9 protein-coding genes are annotated in these 16,320 nt (G+C 45.8%); 6 read left to right on the forward strand and 3 right to left on the reverse strand.

From position 1 onward, the window contains the following. Positions 1-336: 336 nt before the first annotated feature. The 5 genes from EWM62_RS00985 to gloA2 all read left to right on the forward strand — a co-directional run bounded on the left by EWM62_RS00985 (position 337) and on the right by gloA2 (position 5,858). Positions 337-1,377, forward strand: a complete 1,041-nt coding sequence (locus EWM62_RS00985) for an outer membrane beta-barrel protein (protein WP_129874775.1) — start codon at positions 337-339, stop codon at positions 1,375-1,377. Between the two features lie 68 nt (positions 1,378-1,445). Continuing rightward, positions 1,446-2,030: a DUF4468 domain-containing protein gene (locus EWM62_RS00990; protein ID WP_129874776.1), complete on the forward strand. Its 585-nt coding sequence runs from the start codon at positions 1,446-1,448 to the stop codon at positions 2,028-2,030. 174 nt (positions 2,031-2,204) lie between these two features. Then, positions 2,205-3,035 (forward strand): energy transducer TonB, encoded by an 831-nt coding sequence (locus tag EWM62_RS00995; RefSeq protein WP_129874777.1) that lies wholly within the window; start codon positions 2,205-2,207, stop codon positions 3,033-3,035. A 202-nt stretch (positions 3,036-3,237) separates the two neighbouring features. Beyond that, on the forward strand, positions 3,238-5,466 hold the full coding sequence (purL, locus tag EWM62_RS01000; protein ID WP_129874778.1) for a phosphoribosylformylglycinamidine synthase subunit PurL: 2,229 nt from the start codon (positions 3,238-3,240) through the stop codon (positions 5,464-5,466). Continuing rightward, the gene (gene gloA2 / locus EWM62_RS01005; protein ID WP_129874779.1) at positions 5,466-5,858 is read left to right on the forward strand and encodes an SMU1112c/YaeR family gloxylase I-like metalloprotein; all 393 of its coding nucleotides are present in this window, start codon (positions 5,466-5,468) and stop codon (positions 5,856-5,858) included. The genes purL and gloA2 overlap by 1 nt, the downstream gene beginning before the upstream one ends. A 156-nt stretch (positions 5,859-6,014) precedes the next feature. Here the strand turns inward: gloA2 and EWM62_RS01010 are convergent, their stop codons facing one another. Then, positions 6,015-11,624 (reverse strand): alpha-2-macroglobulin family protein, encoded by a 5,610-nt coding sequence (locus EWM62_RS01010; RefSeq protein WP_129874780.1) that lies wholly within the window; start codon positions 11,622-11,624, stop codon positions 6,015-6,017. 122 nt (positions 11,625-11,746) lie between these two features. Between EWM62_RS01010 and EWM62_RS01015 the strand changes: the two genes are divergently transcribed. Then, complete coding sequence (locus EWM62_RS01015; RefSeq protein ID WP_129874781.1) at positions 11,747-12,139, forward strand: VOC family protein; 393 nt, start codon at positions 11,747-11,749, stop codon at positions 12,137-12,139. 236 nt (positions 12,140-12,375) lie between these two features. On the opposite strand, the gene EWM62_RS01020 is transcribed toward EWM62_RS01015, so the two are convergent. Beyond that, positions 12,376-15,009, reverse strand: a complete 2,634-nt coding sequence (locus EWM62_RS01020; protein WP_129874782.1) for a non-ribosomal peptide synthetase — start codon at positions 15,007-15,009, stop codon at positions 12,376-12,378. Between the two features lie 105 nt (positions 15,010-15,114). Then, positions 15,115-16,302, reverse strand: a complete 1,188-nt coding sequence (locus EWM62_RS01025; RefSeq protein WP_129874783.1) for a glycosyltransferase — start codon at positions 16,300-16,302, stop codon at positions 15,115-15,117. Positions 16,303-16,320 lie beyond the last annotated feature (18 nt).

Consider the following 16,320-nt stretch of genomic DNA (forward strand, 5'->3'; position numbering starts at 1 on the left):
AGAAATTACATTGTGTGATGGTTTTATTTATGATTTTTTGGGTATAAATCTAATTATGTTGAAAATTTGTTACGTAATTTATTATTCTATTGTAAATAATGTTTGTTTTTATGATTTTTAATTATGTATTTAGTAAATAATTAGTAAATGAATTTATAATTGCTCCAATTATTTAAGATTTATTAATTTATTAACATATTTTTTAAATAAACCGTCAAAATTATATGATATTAACGCTAATTATATAAGCATTATGTCAATAATTTCATTTTTAAGAATAAATAAATCAAATAATCAGCTAAATAACTTTAACAATTAAAAATTAAATTCCTTAACATGAAAAAAAGACTTTTACTTTTATCTTTCTTTATCGCTTCAGCATTTGCGGCCAGTGCACAGGATTCTACTAAAACAGATCCGCCGTTAACTATATCGGGTTCGGTTGATACTTACTTCAAGTACGATTTCTCAGGCTTTAAAGCACCAGCAGGCGGCCCGATAGCTCCTGGTTCGTCAAACATCCAAACCAGCTTTGGCAACGAGCAAAACTCTGTTTCTATAGGCATGATAGACCTTGCTTTGAAGAAGAAGGTTGGTAAAGCGGCTTTTGTAGGTGAGCTTAGCTTTGGCCCCCGCGGTTCATACCAATCTATTGTACCAGGCTCGGCTGGCGAAACCTTTAATATCCAGAACTTGTATGTATCGTACGATGTTACCGATAAATTTAATTTAACGGGTGGCTTTATGGCTACGTTTATTGGATACGAAGTAATATCCCCGGTAGGCAACTTCAACTATTCTACCTCGTACCTGTTCACTAACGGCCCGTTCCAAAACGCCGGCTTTAAGGCTACATATGCTTTTACCGATAGAGTAAGCTTAATGGCAGGTGTATTCAACGATTCGTGGAACTCTTATATCTCGAATGTTGACGTATCAAATTTTGGCGCGCAGTTATTCATCAGCCCTGTAAAAGGCTGGACAGCTTACCTGAACGTGATAACCGGCCCTGTATCGGGTACCGAGTTTGATTTTACAACCGCTTACCAGATAACTGATATGTTTAAGTTAGGCTTAAACGCAGCCGACTACAGCACAGCGCATGGTGGCAACGGTTTTAGTGGTGTAGCTGTATATCCGCAGGTTGCTGCATCTAAATCTGTATCATTTGGTTTAAGGGGCGAGTATTTTAAATTAAAAAATGGGGGGCCGGATGTAAAAGCATTTACGCTTACATCAAACATAAAAGCCGGACCGTTAACCATCATACCGGAGTTCAGGATAGATGGTGCAAGCACCGAGCAGTTTGTAAAGGGCAACCTTACCCCAACAAAAACCGCATCGCAATTTTTAATTGCGGCGGTTTACGCATTCTAAATTTACAACCTGACGATTTTTTTTAAGCCATCCGTATAACCTGCGGATGGCTTATCTTTATAATATATATGATGAAAAAGATAATTTTCGGCCTGTTTTGTTTATTGTACGTGCAAATGGCATCGGCGCAAAAAGATTCGTTAGCTTTTGATGAGGGCGACAACTATATTTATTACCGCGTTGCCGATAAACCCGGCTTATCAGCCGATACCTTATATAAACGTGCCTGGGATTTTGCAGGTACGTTTAACCCCTCGGTAAAGCCCGCCAAAGGCCAGGCCGAAAATACACTGAACACCTCAGGTAAAATGATCGTATATAACGGCTCATCGCTGGTGAGGAAAGAGGGTGGGCAAATTAGCTATATCATTAATATTCAAACTAAAGATCAGCGTTACCGCTACCGCATCAGCAATTTTATATTTACACCCTACCAGCGCGACCGTTTTGGCAATATGGTTCCCATCCCCGGTATAGAAGTGCCTTTAGAAAGAATTGCTGCTAAATATGGTAAAAAAGATGCCGATAGCTACCTGGACCAGATTGGCAGTTTTTGCATTAACACAGCAGCAAAATTAAAACAGTTTATAGATAAGCAGCCCTTAGCTAATAAAACCGAACCGGTTAAGAAGATTTCTACTCAAAACTGGTAAATAGCCGTCAGAAAAACAGTTTTTATAACCAAATATAATTTGTAATAAACTGTTATTTACAATATAAAAATTGTATTTATTGGTATATTCAATTCATTATTTCGCAAAAATTCAAATTTATGCAACATATTGTTTGGCAAATGCGTTAATTAGTAAAATAAAATTTCAAACGCTATGCTAAACACAAAACTTAATTTATACAATCCCGATTGGATCGAGCTTGTATTCGCTAACCGCAACAAGGCTTATGGTGCATTTGATTTGAGGCAGCATTATGGTTCAAATATGGTAAAAGCTATGCTAATAGCATTTACGACCATTGTGGCCGCCGCTGTAATGTATACATATGTTGTTGGAAAAACTCCGGGTATGATTATTAAGGAAGATGAACATGTGATTGACTTAACCCAGCCACCTGTGCTTATTAAGCCGGCAAAACCCGCAGAACCTATAAAAGCTACGCCACCTACCAAACCATTGCCTGCCGCACCCACCAGGCAATTTATACCAATGACGGTAACCAGCGAACCGGTAACTACCGATCCGCCGAAAATTGATGACTTGATTGGGGTAGACATAGCATCTAAAACCACTGAAGGAAAAGGTACCTTATCTCAGCCTGTAGATCCGGCCCCGGTATCAACAGGAGGCACAGGCACAGCCCCGGTTGATGATAAAATTATATACAACACCGGCGGGCTTGAGTTTATGCCCGAGCCTGTTGGAGGAGCCGCAGCGTGGTCAAAGTTTCTTAACCGTAATTTAAGGTTCCCGGCCGAAGCCCAGGGTGCAGGCAAAAGCGGCAGGGTAACAGTTAGCTTTGTTATTGAAAAGGATGGGCGGTTATCAAACCTGGTGGTTGATAAGGGCGCCGGCTATGGTATGGACGAAGAGGCATTGCGCGTACTAAAATTGGCCAAACCCTGGAAACCCGGTATGCAGAACGGCCAGGCGGTGCGTGTGAGGTATGTTATTCCGCTAAATTTTCAACTGAGCGAACAATAACGAACAACAATGGGATAACGATTAGTGATTTGTGGTAGATGTGTTATGGCAACGGATTAGTCTGTTGCCATTTTTTGTGTTAACTAATTAATCTTTTGTCTTTTTGTCCTTTGTTCTTTATCTGCTCTTCAAAGCTTTTTCCTTTCGCCTTTACGCCTTTTTTGCTAATTTTGCGCATCTTTTCAGCAAAAACAAAATTACATTGGAGAACCAGGAATTAACCACCGTTGAAACCGCCCGCGATCTGGGACTTTTACCCGAAGAATTTGAACGTATAAAAGAGATAATGGGCCGCGTGCCCAACTTTACCGAGCTTTCTATATTCGCGGTAATGTGGAGCGAGCACTGTTCCTACAAAAACTCAATTACCTGGCTTAAAACCCTGCCAAAGGATAGTCCGCGGATGCTGGCTAAGGCTGGTGAAGAAAACGCCGGGCTGGTTGATCTTGGCGACGGCATTGGCTGTGCCTTTAAAATAGAATCACACAACCACCCGTCGGCGCTGGAGCCTTACCAGGGCGCTGCAACAGGTGTGGGCGGTATAAACCGCGATATATTTACGATGGGTGCAAGGCCTATCGCGCAAATGAACTCGCTGCGCTTTGGCGACCTTAGCCTGGATAAAACCAAATGGCTGGTAAAAGGCGTGGTGAAGGGTATTAGCCATTACGGTAATGCCTTTGGAATCCCAACTGTTGGCGGCGAGCTTTTCTTTGACGAGTGCTATAACGTTAACCCGTTGGTTAATGCCTTTTCGGCAGGTATTGTTAAGGCCGGCGAAACCGTTTCGGCTACATCATACGGTGTGGGCAACCCGGTTTACATTGTTGGGTCTGCTACGGGTAAGGATGGTATCCATGGTGCGGCTTTCGCATCTAAGGATATCACCAAAGATTCGGTTAACGATTTGCCCGCCGTACAGGTAGGCGATCCTTTCCAGGAAAAATTATTATTGGAGGCTACCCTTGAGGTAATTAAAACCGGTGCCGTTATTGGTATGCAGGATATGGGTGCAGCAGGTATTATCTGCTCCAACTCGGAAATGAGCGCCAAAGGCGAGCATGGTATGATCATCCACCTTGACCGCGTGCCCATGCGCCAGGAGAACATGAAGCCATACGAGATCCTGCTTTCTGAATCACAGGAACGCATGCTGATCGTGGTTGAAAAAGGTAAAGAAGCTTTGGTTGAAGCGGTATTTGATAAATGGGACCTTAACTGCGCTATTATTGGCGAAGTTACCGATACCCAGCGCCTGGAGTATTTTATGAATGGCATTAAAGTGGCCGATGTCCCGGCTGATGATTTGGTACTGGGTGGCGGCGCACCGATCTATGAGCGCGAGTATCGCGAGCCTGCTTATTTTGCCGAAAACCAAAAATTTAAAATAGAAGATGTGGCCGAGCCTGCCAACTTAGTTGACGTGGCCGAGCACCTGATAGGCCATGCTAACCTGGCCTCAAAACGTTGGGTTACCGACCAATACGATTCTATGATTGGCACCGCCACCATGACCACCAACCGCCCGAGCGACGCGGCTGTTGTTGCGGTTAAGGAGACTGATAAAGCCATTGTTTTAACCTGCGATTGCAACTCGCGCTACGTATATGCCGATCCGCAAAAAGGTACGGCCATTGCAGTTGCCGAAGCTGCGCGAAACATTACCTGCGCAGGCGGCGAGCCTGTTGCCATAACCAATTGCCTTAACTTTGGTAACCCATATAAGCCCGAAGTTTACTGGCAGTTTGTAGGTGCTATTAAAGGCATGGGCGAAGCGTGTACAAAATTCGAGACCCCGGTTACCGGCGGTAACGTGAGTTTTTACAATCAGTCGGCAGATGGTGGTTCGGTTTTCCCTACGCCAACCATTGGTATGTTGGGTGTTATGGACGATACCAGTAACCTGATGACCCTTGACTTTAAGCAACCGGGCGACTTAATTTATTTGGTAGGCGCATCACAAAACGACATCGCATCATCGCAATACCTTGCATCATACCATAAAATATTAAAAGCACCTGCACCTTATTTCAATATTGATGAGGAGTACGCGATGCACCAGGTGATTAAACAATTAATTAAGCATAAAGTGGTACAGTCTGCACATGATGTGGCCGATGGTGGTTTATACATTGCATTGGTTGAATCGGCCATGCCAAATGGTTTAGGATTTGATATCGAAAGTGACAGCAGCATCCGTAAAGATGCCTTTCTGTTCGGCGAAGCACAGGGCAGGGTAGTGGTGAGCATCGCACCAGATGACCAGGAACGTTTCATTGAGATGATGGCCACCAGTGAGGTTGAGTTTAGCTTCTTGGGTACGGTTAATGGTATAGGTAATACGGTTATTGATGATGAACTGTTTGGTAACATCACCGATATAAAAATGGTACATGACAATGTGCTGCATGTAATTTTAGGCGACGAATAATGCTGAAGCTGAACAGGATACACCATATCGCTATCATCTGTTCGGATTACGAGCGCTCTAAAACGTTTTATACAGAAGTGCTTGAATTTAAAATAGTTCGCGAAGTTTATCGCGAGGAAAGAAAATCATATAAGCTTGATCTGGAAGTCAACGGACTGTACCAGATCGAGCTTTTTTCGTTTCCCGGCCCGCCGCCTGCGCGCCCGTCTCAACCCGAAGCCCTGGGCCTGCGCCATTTAGCTTTTGAGGTTAACAATATCGAAGAAGCCATCTTTCACCTGAACGAATATGATGTGGTTACCGAACCTATCCGCACAGATGAATTTACCGGCAAACGTTTTACATTCTTTACCGACCCGGACGGCTTGCCGCTGGAGTTGTATGAGGGGTAAAGGAACATGTCATTGCGAGGAGCATCGCGACGAAGCAATCTCGTAGCCTTACATAAACGCCAGGTATACGACGAGGTTGCCGCGCTATCGCTCGCAATGACATAGTTTATTATTTTATTCAGATCCCATCATCAGCTAAATCTGATTCATCGCGGTCTACTTCACCACTTCAACCCATTGCCCTTTTATCAGCGCGTTAATATCATGGTTATACATAGCTTCGCAGTACGCGGCAGGTAGGTAGTATTTACCCGCGTAGGCGGCATTCAGCATAACGTAGTAGGTTGCTTCTTTACCTTCCGTTAAGCTGAAATAGGTGTTCACCCTGTCGTCGCGGATGTCGCGGTAATCAGATGGCGACGACTTAAACGCTTCGTCATTGTTCAGCATGCGGCTGTTCAGGATCTCCCATCCCGATGGGAAGATCTGTGTGAGCGCCAGGTTATCGTAACGCCCGCGTTTACCGGGGTTTTTGGTAGTTACCTGCGCCACAAAATCGCTGCCCTGTTTAAGCGAAGTTGGGTCGATAACCTTACCGCCAAGGGTAAAGTAAGCCACTCGCATCTGCATGATATCAGGGTTAACATAGGTTTTTACATCCTGCCCTGATGATGGCTGCCCTTGCTGTATCAGGCGCACGTAAAGCCTGTTGCTGCCGTTGTTTTTCAACGTCACCTTACCGCCGTTTGCAGCCAGTTCCTGCTGCCACATGTACGATGCTGAATTGACATTGCCTTTGGCAGCGCCCGCATTATAATTGAACGATAATTTGCCACCGTTTTTATTCACGCCGCAATATTGTGCTATCGCGATGAGCGAGTAGGCGGTGGTTTGCGTGCTGTACCAGCTATCCTGCGATAGTTTTGACGCCACCAAACGCACCATGCCCGATGCCTTTTGCTGCTGGCCTAACAAGGTTAGGGTTTCCAGTATCATGGCCTCGTCCCGCAGATCAGACCCATAGGTGCCATACATGCTGTTGTATGGTTTAATGGTGGTCGGCAAGCCGGCTATCATGCGTAAACCTATCTCGGGCTGCCCGGCCAGTTTGTAAGCAGCAGCCAGTCGCCAGCGTGCTTCCACGCTGATGTATTGGTATTCGCGCAGGCGGTTCATGGCACCCAGTTCAGGCGATCCTGATAGGGCCAGCAGGTATAAACGGTATGCCTGCACCAAGTCGGTATAGTAATAATACCCGTGGATGTTGGTGCGCGGGTCCGGCGACCAGTTCACCGCTTTTTGTTTTTGGTAGCGTTTCCACTCATCCATAAAGCCCGATGGCAGACTGTAACCTTTTGCCTGTGCCGCTATCAGGAAGTGGCCTGCATAGTTAGTGCCCCATTCATCAGCAGTGCCTTCGCCTGGCCAATAGCTAAGGCCGCCGCCTTGTACCCTAAACCCGTTCAAACGGTTAATGCTTAGTTTGATATTGCGCTCTGCCTCTGCTTTTTGCCTTGGCGAAAGGTCGAATAACTGTCCCAAGTATAACTGCGGAAACGCCGAGGACGTAGTTTGTTCTACACAACCATGCGGATAAGTAATTAAATAGGATAATCGCTTAGCCAAATTCAACGGCGGGATGCTGGCAACCTCCAACGTGGCTTTATTGGTGCCGTTAATGCCTATGGCATTGTACGCAGTTGAATATGATTCGCCTGGTTTTAGTTCTTTTTCGATGATGCGGGTTACCGGCGGGTTAGGGTTGCGAACGTTCAGTTCCACATCGTAAGCCGACGTTTCGCTGCCTGCTTTGGCAATGATCTTCACTTTGCCTATGCCAACAAAATCTTTCACGTTGAGGTCAAAGGTTACCAATTGATCGCCCGGTTTGGCAAAAGTTACCACCTTGGTATTGTTACCACCCAAATTGCTGAACGCGTTTGATTGTACCTGTACACTTACCGATTTGATGTTGTTTTCCATAGCGAAAACAGTAACGGGCAACTGCACACTTTCCGATGGGCCAAGCACACGCGGCAGGGTAGCCAGTATCATCAGCGGCTTTTTAACAGCGACTGCTTTTTCGGCCGTACCGTAAGCGCCATTGTGCCCGGCAATTACCATTGCCTTAACCGAGCCCACGTATTGTGGCAGGGTAAACTTATGGGTTTGCTTATCGCCGCTGTTTAGGTGGTACGGCCCCATAAATTTCACCACGGGTTTAAAGCGGTTTATGGTTACGTTTTTATTGGTGCCATTGGTACCGTCGCCGCCTATGCTCAGGATGCGCTCCAATCCCCCGCCAAACGCGCCGATCACGTAATCGAACAAGTCCCAGGTTTTTACACCTAAGGCTTCGCGGGCGTAAAATGCTTCGTGCGGATCAGGTGTTTTAAAGTTAGTGATATCCAGCAGGCCTTCATCCACAATGGCAATGGTGTAAGTCATTTCCTTGCCTGATGCTTCGGATACTGTGATAGCCGATTGCGTTTCGGGCCTTATCTTATCCGGCATGCTGATCACCGGTTTCAGGATGGTTTCAGGATTATCTACCACCAGGGGAATAGCGCCATACATGCGGATAGGCAGATCGTTAACCGTTTGGGCGTGGCGCTGCAATAGCGTAACGTTCACAAAAACGTTTGGCGCCATGGTTTCGTTCACCTTAAAGCTGTAGCGTGTTTCGCCTTTTTTGGTATCTATCCAAACGGTTTTTAAAACCTTGCTGCCATTTTCAAAACTGATCAACGCGCGGCCATCACCGCCCGTTGGGATGGTTAGCGTAGCTTCCTCACCAACCTTATAGTTTGGCTTATCAGATGTAAACGAAAGCATTGCCGCCTCGGTAGGGTCGGTGTTCTGCAATCTTTCCGACCAGTTTGGCCAATCCACATAAATAATTTTACCGGTAGAGTGGCCTGTTTCAGCATCTTTTACGCGGATAAGGTACCGGCCCCAGTCGGCCTGGTTAATTTTAAGGTTCCATTTGCCTTTACCATTTACCAGCTGTACGTTCTCGGTTTTAATAAGTTTGTTGTAGCGGTCCTGCGTAAAGTTGCTTAGCTCGTTGCCGGTCTCATCCCACCACCATCGCCACTGCACTTTGTACAGTTCCAGTTCAACCGTGCGGTTACCTACCATAGCATTGCCTTTGGTATCTACATCGGCAATCTCTATTACGTGGGTTTTATCGGTCACCAGCATGCCGCTCAAATCGCTGCCTTTTGGTGTTTTAATGCCCACATAGCCATTATAAACATTATAAGGCATGCTGGCCTGCTGCAAGCTAAAGTTGCCTCCAGGCTCAAATACTTTTACCACAAAATTGGCGCGCAGCTGCCCCGGCGCCTGTTTTTCTACATTGATGTCGGTATTGATGGCCGCTGTACCATTTTCGTTTAGCTTGCCGTCAAAAACGGTTTGTGTCTGGGTGTTAAAGGCAAGGGTAGGGTCGTCAAAATTATAGTCCTCATAACCCTTAAAGCTGGTTTTTTGTGATGACAGGAAGGCGTCAACCTTTGCTTTTAAATTTTGGGCTATGCCGCCAAACAGCCATTGCGCATTCAAGGTGCCGTTTGCGCCGCTGCCTTTGGTTAGCTCGGTAGCGCCGCCAAAATCAAGTTTTAACTTCAAGCGGTTTGGCATAATGGTTTCCACCTTTATTTTCTTTTCAAACACCGCGCCGCCAACTTTTACCTTAGCATTCCAGTTACCGGTAGGCGATGATGTTTCGGTAGCCGTATGAAAACTGTAAAAGCCATCTACCGAGCTTGTCCGGGTGATACGGCGGTACAACTGCCCGTTGGGATTATAAAGTTCAAACTCCACCGGGTGATCTGCCGGCAGCGTTTTTAGCTTATCCTCTAAAATGAAAGTTACAAACACAGAATCGCCGGGGCGCCATACACCGCGCTCGCCATAAAGGAAACCTTTTAGGCCGTTCTGCACCTGCTCGCCACCAACATTAAAGCGGGAGAGTGGGAGGGAACTGCCATCGTCCAGTTTCAGATAACCGCGTTCCTTACCTTTTTTGGCAACCAGCAGATAAGGTTTACGTTTCAGGTTAAACGTGGCCATACCATCGCCATCCGACTTGGTTTTCAAGATCACCTGTTTTTGGTAATCCAACAATTCCAGGTCAACGCCGCTCATAGGTTCGGCACTCAGGATGTTGGTTACGGCAATGGTCATGTTGTTGTCGTTGCCGCGTTTGGCTATCAGGCCGATGTTCGAGGCGATGATATTGCGCGTTGCCCAGCGCTGCTTACTGAAATACGATTCGGTGCAGGGGTCGTTACGTTCCTGCCAGTTGTAATTTTCGGGGTAGTAATTATCGTAACGCTGCCAAAAATCGTCGTCCTCATCATTTACCTTGCTGATATTATCACCCGCATACTCGTTTTCGTAGTAATCGTCGTCACCATTTTTGGCTACAAGCTTACCGGCACTGCAATTATAAAGCGAATATTCCTTCCTAAAGCCAATAATAACCCGGTAAATTGCTCCCGGCTCGGTACGCATCAGCTGGTCTACATCCAGCATAAAGCGGTTTTTTTTGTTAAGATTTAAACCCTTATCATTATCCAGCCTGATGGTTTTCTGTACGATGGGCTTGCCCACATGGCGCAGCTCGTAACCACCATCGAAACCATTATTCTGGAAATACTGGGGTACATTGTTCTCGTAGATCTTGATAATGCTTACATCAACCGCGCTCAGGTTTACGGCCTCGAAGGGCATCATCAGTTTACCTGAATCGGGGAGTATCACGCCCTTGCCGGGGATGGTGACCGACGGTTCGCGGTTCTCAAAAAACACGTTGGCGGTATATGCTTTTTTAATTTTTCGGTGATAGATGTCTTCCACACCCTCATTCACCAAAACGCTGAAATTGCCTTGCAAACGCTCGGGGGCATATACTTTTACAATACTGCCATCAATGGTATAAGCCAGGTCGCCGGAGTTGTTAATGCCGATAAGTCCGCTTAGTTCCTGGCCCACCATAATGGGATCAGAGAATTGCACGGATACGTACTGATCGTTATCCATCACGGCTTTTATATCCAGTACCTTAAAATCACCAACGGCGGGCACCCTAAACTCCTGGGTGCCTTTTTTGTCGATATCCAGTTTGTCGCCATCCCAGCCTACCGTAAGCGGGTTGGCGGTTGTGGTGCGGGTTATTTTGGTGATGGTAAACTGGTGCGATTTGGCTATAGGGTTATGTACCCAGTTAACTTTTACCGGTGTATTATAGCTTACATTCAGTAGCTTTTCTACACCTGCCTGGTCTTCGGTGTCGGCGGTTTGTATGGTGCCGATAAGTTTCATATTTTCACCCGAAGTAGCGGTTTCGCTCCGCAGACCTGCAAATGTGATGCTGAAATCTGGCTTTATGGTTTGGAAACCGAACTTAAATTGTTCAAAACCATTATCTACTTTGATGATCTTGCCCAGGTTAAATTCAGCGGTGTATTTTTTATCAACATCCAACACCGCCGCCGGCTTAAACTCGATGGTGCGGTCGTCTATCCAGTAGGCTTTTCCCTTTATCGATGGCGAAAAATCAAATATATCATCCTTTAACTCCTCGTTTTGCGCGTGGGCAACCTGTACCTCGCCAGCCAGTTTAATACGGATGGTGCTTTGTTTGGAGATAACTCCAGTGGTGTACGATTCAATGTACCTGCCAAATGCGGCATCAACTTTTAAATTATTGCGGTGGTGCTGCCTGGCAAAATAAATAACCAAAGCAATAAGAATAAGTGATACAGATACAATGGTTTGCCCTCTTCGTGAACGGAAAAGGTTGGAAAGGTAATTCATAGTGAGGGTTGGTAAATTGCTATGAATTTAAAAAACTTTTACCAAATTAACATATGACCAAAAATATATTTGCTCACAAAATCCCTTTATTTTGATAAGTTTACGGTGTAAACCAGTTGATTATGAATACTGCTTATCCAAGTTTTATTATTCCTACATTAAGTGTGAGTAACGGCGCTGCCGCCATTGAATTTTACAAGCAGGCTTTTGGCGCTGAAGTGTTAGGCGGCAATACAGATCCGGACGGTTCGACGGTGGCCGAGCTCTCCATTGAAGGCGCGCGTATAGTTGTTGCCGATGAATCGCCCGATCATGGTAATTTTGCGCCGGAAGTATTGGGAGGGATAAGTGTAAGGATAGGATTAATGGTTGCCAACCCCGACGCCCTTGCAGAGCGCGCCGTTGCAGCCGGAATCAAAACGGTTTATCCTGTTGCCGATCAGCCCTATGGTTATCGTTTAGGACATTTTATTGATCCATATGGGCATCATTGGGAGATTGGGAAGCCGTTGTAGTAGAAATCATTAGTCAGTGCTTCGTTAGGATTGGCAATGAAGCTTATGAGACGTCAGTGGATGTCACTTTCTTTTCTCTCAAAAGAAAGTAACCAAAGAAAAATCGCGGCTGCGTCCTGCTCTGTGAAAGTTAGTGCAGAGGCAGATATAGTGCCACCCGAACAGGCCAATGCCACATTTTTGGCTAACGTTCCGTTCGTCAGGCTCTAAAGAATCCAATAAATCGTAAAATCTGCTTAATCCCGGCTCTCCGCTGCTTTATCCAAACATTCCTGCAATACTTTGGCAAACTGCTTGTCGTTTGGCGGGGCGAAGATGGTGTTGTGTTCGCCGGGGATATCATGGACATTAACGCCTTTAAGGGCAAAAGGTCTCCATCCCAGGAATTCAAAATCGTCCATGTAAAAGGTTTTCTTTTTAGCACGGAATAACTCTATTACAATATTCACAGGGGTTAACAGGTAATTGCGCTGCGCGGCCAGGCTCCTTTCGTGGATATCATCTGTATACGCCGAAAAGCCTTCCTTTTTCTTCACCTTATCAGGAAAGATGTTTTTGTAAATCTTTTGGATGCGGCGGCCAATTTCGCGGCTTTTGTATTCTATGGTGCGTTTTGGGTCCTGTACAAGTAAAACGGGGGTATAGGCCAGTTGCTTTACAAAGAACCAGGTGTTAGTCAGCTTCCTTTTTAACCATGGGTCGTAGATCTGGGTTTGGTCGGCGTAGGTGTCAAACATGGCCAGCATTTTTACATCTTTACCTAAGGCCAGCATTTGTTTGGCCATTTCGTAAGCTATCAAGCCGCCCAACGAGTAACCCGCTACAGCATAGGGGCCAACCGGGTCGTGGTTGATGATTTCGTCTACGTAGTTGGCGGCTATCTCTTCCATCACGTCCAATGGTTCGTCAATACCATTTAAGCCTTTTGCCTGCAGGCCATAAACCGGCTGCTCCTCGTCCATATTCATGGCAAGGGCGTTAAAAAGCAATACGTTTAAACCCGCGCCGTGCACGATATAAAGCGGCATTTTGCTTCCTTTTGGCTTGATCGGTACTAAGGATTCCCAGGTAATGGCCTCGGCATCTATTTCTAAACGGGCAGCCAGCTTTTCGACGGTAGAATACTCGAACAGCGTAGCTAATGGCAGGCGTTTACCGGTTTCCTGTTCTAAGCGCGCCATAATTTTTACCGCCACCAACGAACGGCCTCCAAGCTGAAAGAAATTGTCGAATATGCTGATCTTATCCAACCCCATTAATTCTTCCCATATATCGGCAACCAGTTTTTCATTACTGGTGCGCGGGGCCACGTACTCGCCGGAGCGGTTAATGTGGCTGTAATCAGGTTTTGGAAGCGCCTTGCGGTCTATCTTGCCGTTTGGTGTCGACGGGATAACATCCATCAGCACATAATCATCAGGCATCATATATTCGGGCAATACTTCAAGCAGGGCCTTATCCCAATTATCTAAAACGCTTTTGTCGGGTATGCCGGTTTGGCCTGATTCCAGTACCACATAAGCCACTAAGCGGGGAATGCCTGGCGTATCTTCGCGGGCAATAACTACGGCTTGTTTAATGCCTGGCTGTTTGCCCAGGTTGTGTTCTATCTCGCCCAGTTCGATCCGGTAGCCGCGTACCTTAACCTGGTGATCTATCCGGCCCAGGTAAACGATGTCGCCATCGGGCTTCAGTTTAGCCAGATCGCCCGTGCGGTAGATCTTTTCGCCGGGTGCAAAAGGGTTATCAATAAAGCGCTCGGCGGTAAGGTCGGGTCGGTTTAAATACCCCCAGGCCATGCCCACGCCACCAATGTAAATTTCGCCTATCCCGCCGTCGGTAAGGTTATTACGTTCTTCGTCAAGTATGTACACCTGCGTGTTATCAACCGGCCAGCCAATAGTAATGTCGTTAGCATCGGTTACCTTTTTAATAATAGAATAGATAGTAGTTTCGGTAGGGCCGTACATATTCCATACTACCTTAGCGCGGGATAATAATCTTTCGGCCAGGTCTTTTGCCATGGCTTCGCCGCCGCAAAATACGGTTATCGGCAGGTAGTCGTCCCAGCCTACTTCCAACATCATGCGCCAGGTGTAGGGGGTGGCCTGTAAAATAGTTACATTATGCCCGCGGATGATATCCAGCAGCGCGCGCCCGTCTTTAGCGGTGATAGAATCGGCAAGGATGATCTCGGCGCCTGCACTTAATGGCAAGTAAAGGTCTACGCCGGCTATATCAAAGGATATGGTAGCTACCGCGAGCATTTTATCGGCAGAAGTAATTCCCGGGGCCTTTTGCAGGCTGTACATGAGGTTAACCAAACTGTGATGCGCAATTTGCACCCCTTTTGGCTTACCTGTAGAACCTGATGTATATAGCACATAGGCAAGATCCTGCCCGGTAACATTGGTATCGGGCTCATCATTGCTATGATCTGCAGAGCTGCTTAACGCTTCCTCAATTAAAACCTCGGTAGTATTTGAAGCGAAATGGCCTTTATACTTTGTTGATGTAATTAAAATGGTTGCCGCCGAATCGTCCAGCATAAACTCGATACGGTCTTTTGGGTATTCGGGATCGAGTGGTACATACGCCGCGCCGGTTTTGAGGATAGCCAGCAGGGATATCACCATTTCGGGCGACCTATCGAGCGCAAGGCCTATGATATCGCCGGTTTTTACGCCTTTTTTCAGTAGTTCCCGGGCAAGGCGGTTGGCGGTATTGTTTAATTCGGTATAAGTAAGGGCGGTATGATGAAACCTGAGCGCAATTTTATCAGGGTACTTTGCAGCACTCTCAGCAATTAAGCTGTGAAGCGGTTTGTTTTTTGGATAATCTACTGCTGTATTATTTAGTACTGCTTCCATACTTTATTTAACCCTGGCACTATAAATTTAATAATGTTATTGCTTTTAATCATCTACGGGTAGCAAATTCCCCATTTTTATATTATTGTACCCGTACTTACGTAATTAGTTTGCGCCCGGGTTATGCGGTGTATGAATAAATTTTTTGTTTGCACCCTTTAGCTTGAACAATAAAGCCAGCATAGTAAAAAATATCAACGGGATTTTTAATACAGCGCCCAGTAGCTTACTGTTAAAGAACTCGCCGGGTACTGCAACTAATATACCAATGTAGCAGCAGGCTGTTGCTGCCAGCCACAAATGCCAGCCGGGGCCAATGCCGGGCGTTAATAAAGATATCAATAACATCAAAGGCATTAACCCAAGCATTAATATACGCGGAAGTATGGCGGTTTGATAGATCTCGTTAAAATAGTCGAAGTTGCCATGTGCAAACAGCTCTTTAAAACCCGTTAAGCCGTATGTTTTTAACAAGTTAAATTGAGCTGATAACCAACGGCGGCGTTGTTTTTTGAAAACCTCGGGATTACTTACCTTTTCATCATAAATGTAAGCTTTATCGGCGTAAGCTACGTGAATCTTCTGGCGGGTAAGCACCAGGCCCATTTCTTTATCAAAACCGCCCACGGCATCAATTTGTGCCATGGTATCTTTAAATAACTTAAACTCCAGCACCATACCAGAGCCTATGATGGCTGCCGATAATTTGAACACCTGCTGCGCTTTGCGGAAGATGTGGTTGTTTATTTCTTCGCTTATGGCATCTAAAATGGCTACCGGGGTTTCGGTGTTCTTTGCTACGCGATGGCCTTGTATTACGCGGTTACCATTGTGCAGGTAATTATTTATCTGGTGCAGGTAGTCGGGCGCGGCTATGTTGTCGATATCAAATACCACGGCGGCATCAAAGTCCTGGTGGGTGGCAGCTATTGCCGCATGCAGGGCCTTTGATTTGGTGCTGCTTTCGAAAACCACTTCGACAACCTGTAGAGGCATGGCCTTTAATTTTTCAATCGTTTCGGGCTGCATGGAATCTGCGATAACGCAAACGTGAAATTTATCCTTAGGGTAATCGATAGTAAGCGCCTGCGCGGCCGAGTTAAGGATGATGGCATCCTCTTTATAAGCGCAGATATAAATTACAAATTTGCTGTAGGCAGTAGCGGCAGGAGGTGGCTTTTGTTTGATAAGCTTACCTAATACCGAAAATATGAACAAATACAGGCTGTAAACACCCAGGTAGATAAATACCAGGGTGAAAATTATGGAAAGTAGGAATGCAATAAAACCCATATTGATGCTGCTTTAAAA

This window comes from Mucilaginibacter terrigena, assembly GCF_004168255.1.
Taxonomy (GTDB): domain Bacteria; phylum Bacteroidota; class Bacteroidia; order Sphingobacteriales; family Sphingobacteriaceae; genus Mucilaginibacter; species Mucilaginibacter terrigena.

Excerpts from the sequence above, each read along its gene's own strand:
- EWM62_RS00985 (WP_129874775.1), top strand. The coding sequence starts at position 337 with ATGAAAAAAAGACTTTTACTTTTATCTTTCTTTATCGCTTCAGCATTT.
- EWM62_RS01010 (WP_129874780.1), bottom strand. The coding sequence starts at position 11,624 with ATGAATTACCTTTCCAACCTTTTCCGTTCACGAAGAGGGCAAACCATT.
- EWM62_RS01025 (WP_129874783.1), bottom strand. The coding sequence starts at position 16,302 with ATGGGTTTTATTGCATTCCTACTTTCCATAATTTTCACCCTGGTATTT.
- EWM62_RS01015 (WP_129874781.1), top strand. The coding sequence starts at position 11,747 with ATGAATACTGCTTATCCAAGTTTTATTATTCCTACATTAAGTGTGAGT.
- EWM62_RS00995 (WP_129874777.1), top strand. The coding sequence starts at position 2,205 with ATGCTAAACACAAAACTTAATTTATACAATCCCGATTGGATCGAGCTT.
- EWM62_RS01020 (WP_129874782.1), bottom strand. The coding sequence starts at position 15,009 with ATGGAAGCAGTACTAAATAATACAGCAGTAGATTATCCAAAAAACAAA.
- gloA2 (WP_129874779.1), top strand. The coding sequence starts at position 5,466 with ATGCTGAAGCTGAACAGGATACACCATATCGCTATCATCTGTTCGGAT.
- EWM62_RS00990 (WP_129874776.1), top strand. The coding sequence starts at position 1,446 with ATGATGAAAAAGATAATTTTCGGCCTGTTTTGTTTATTGTACGTGCAA.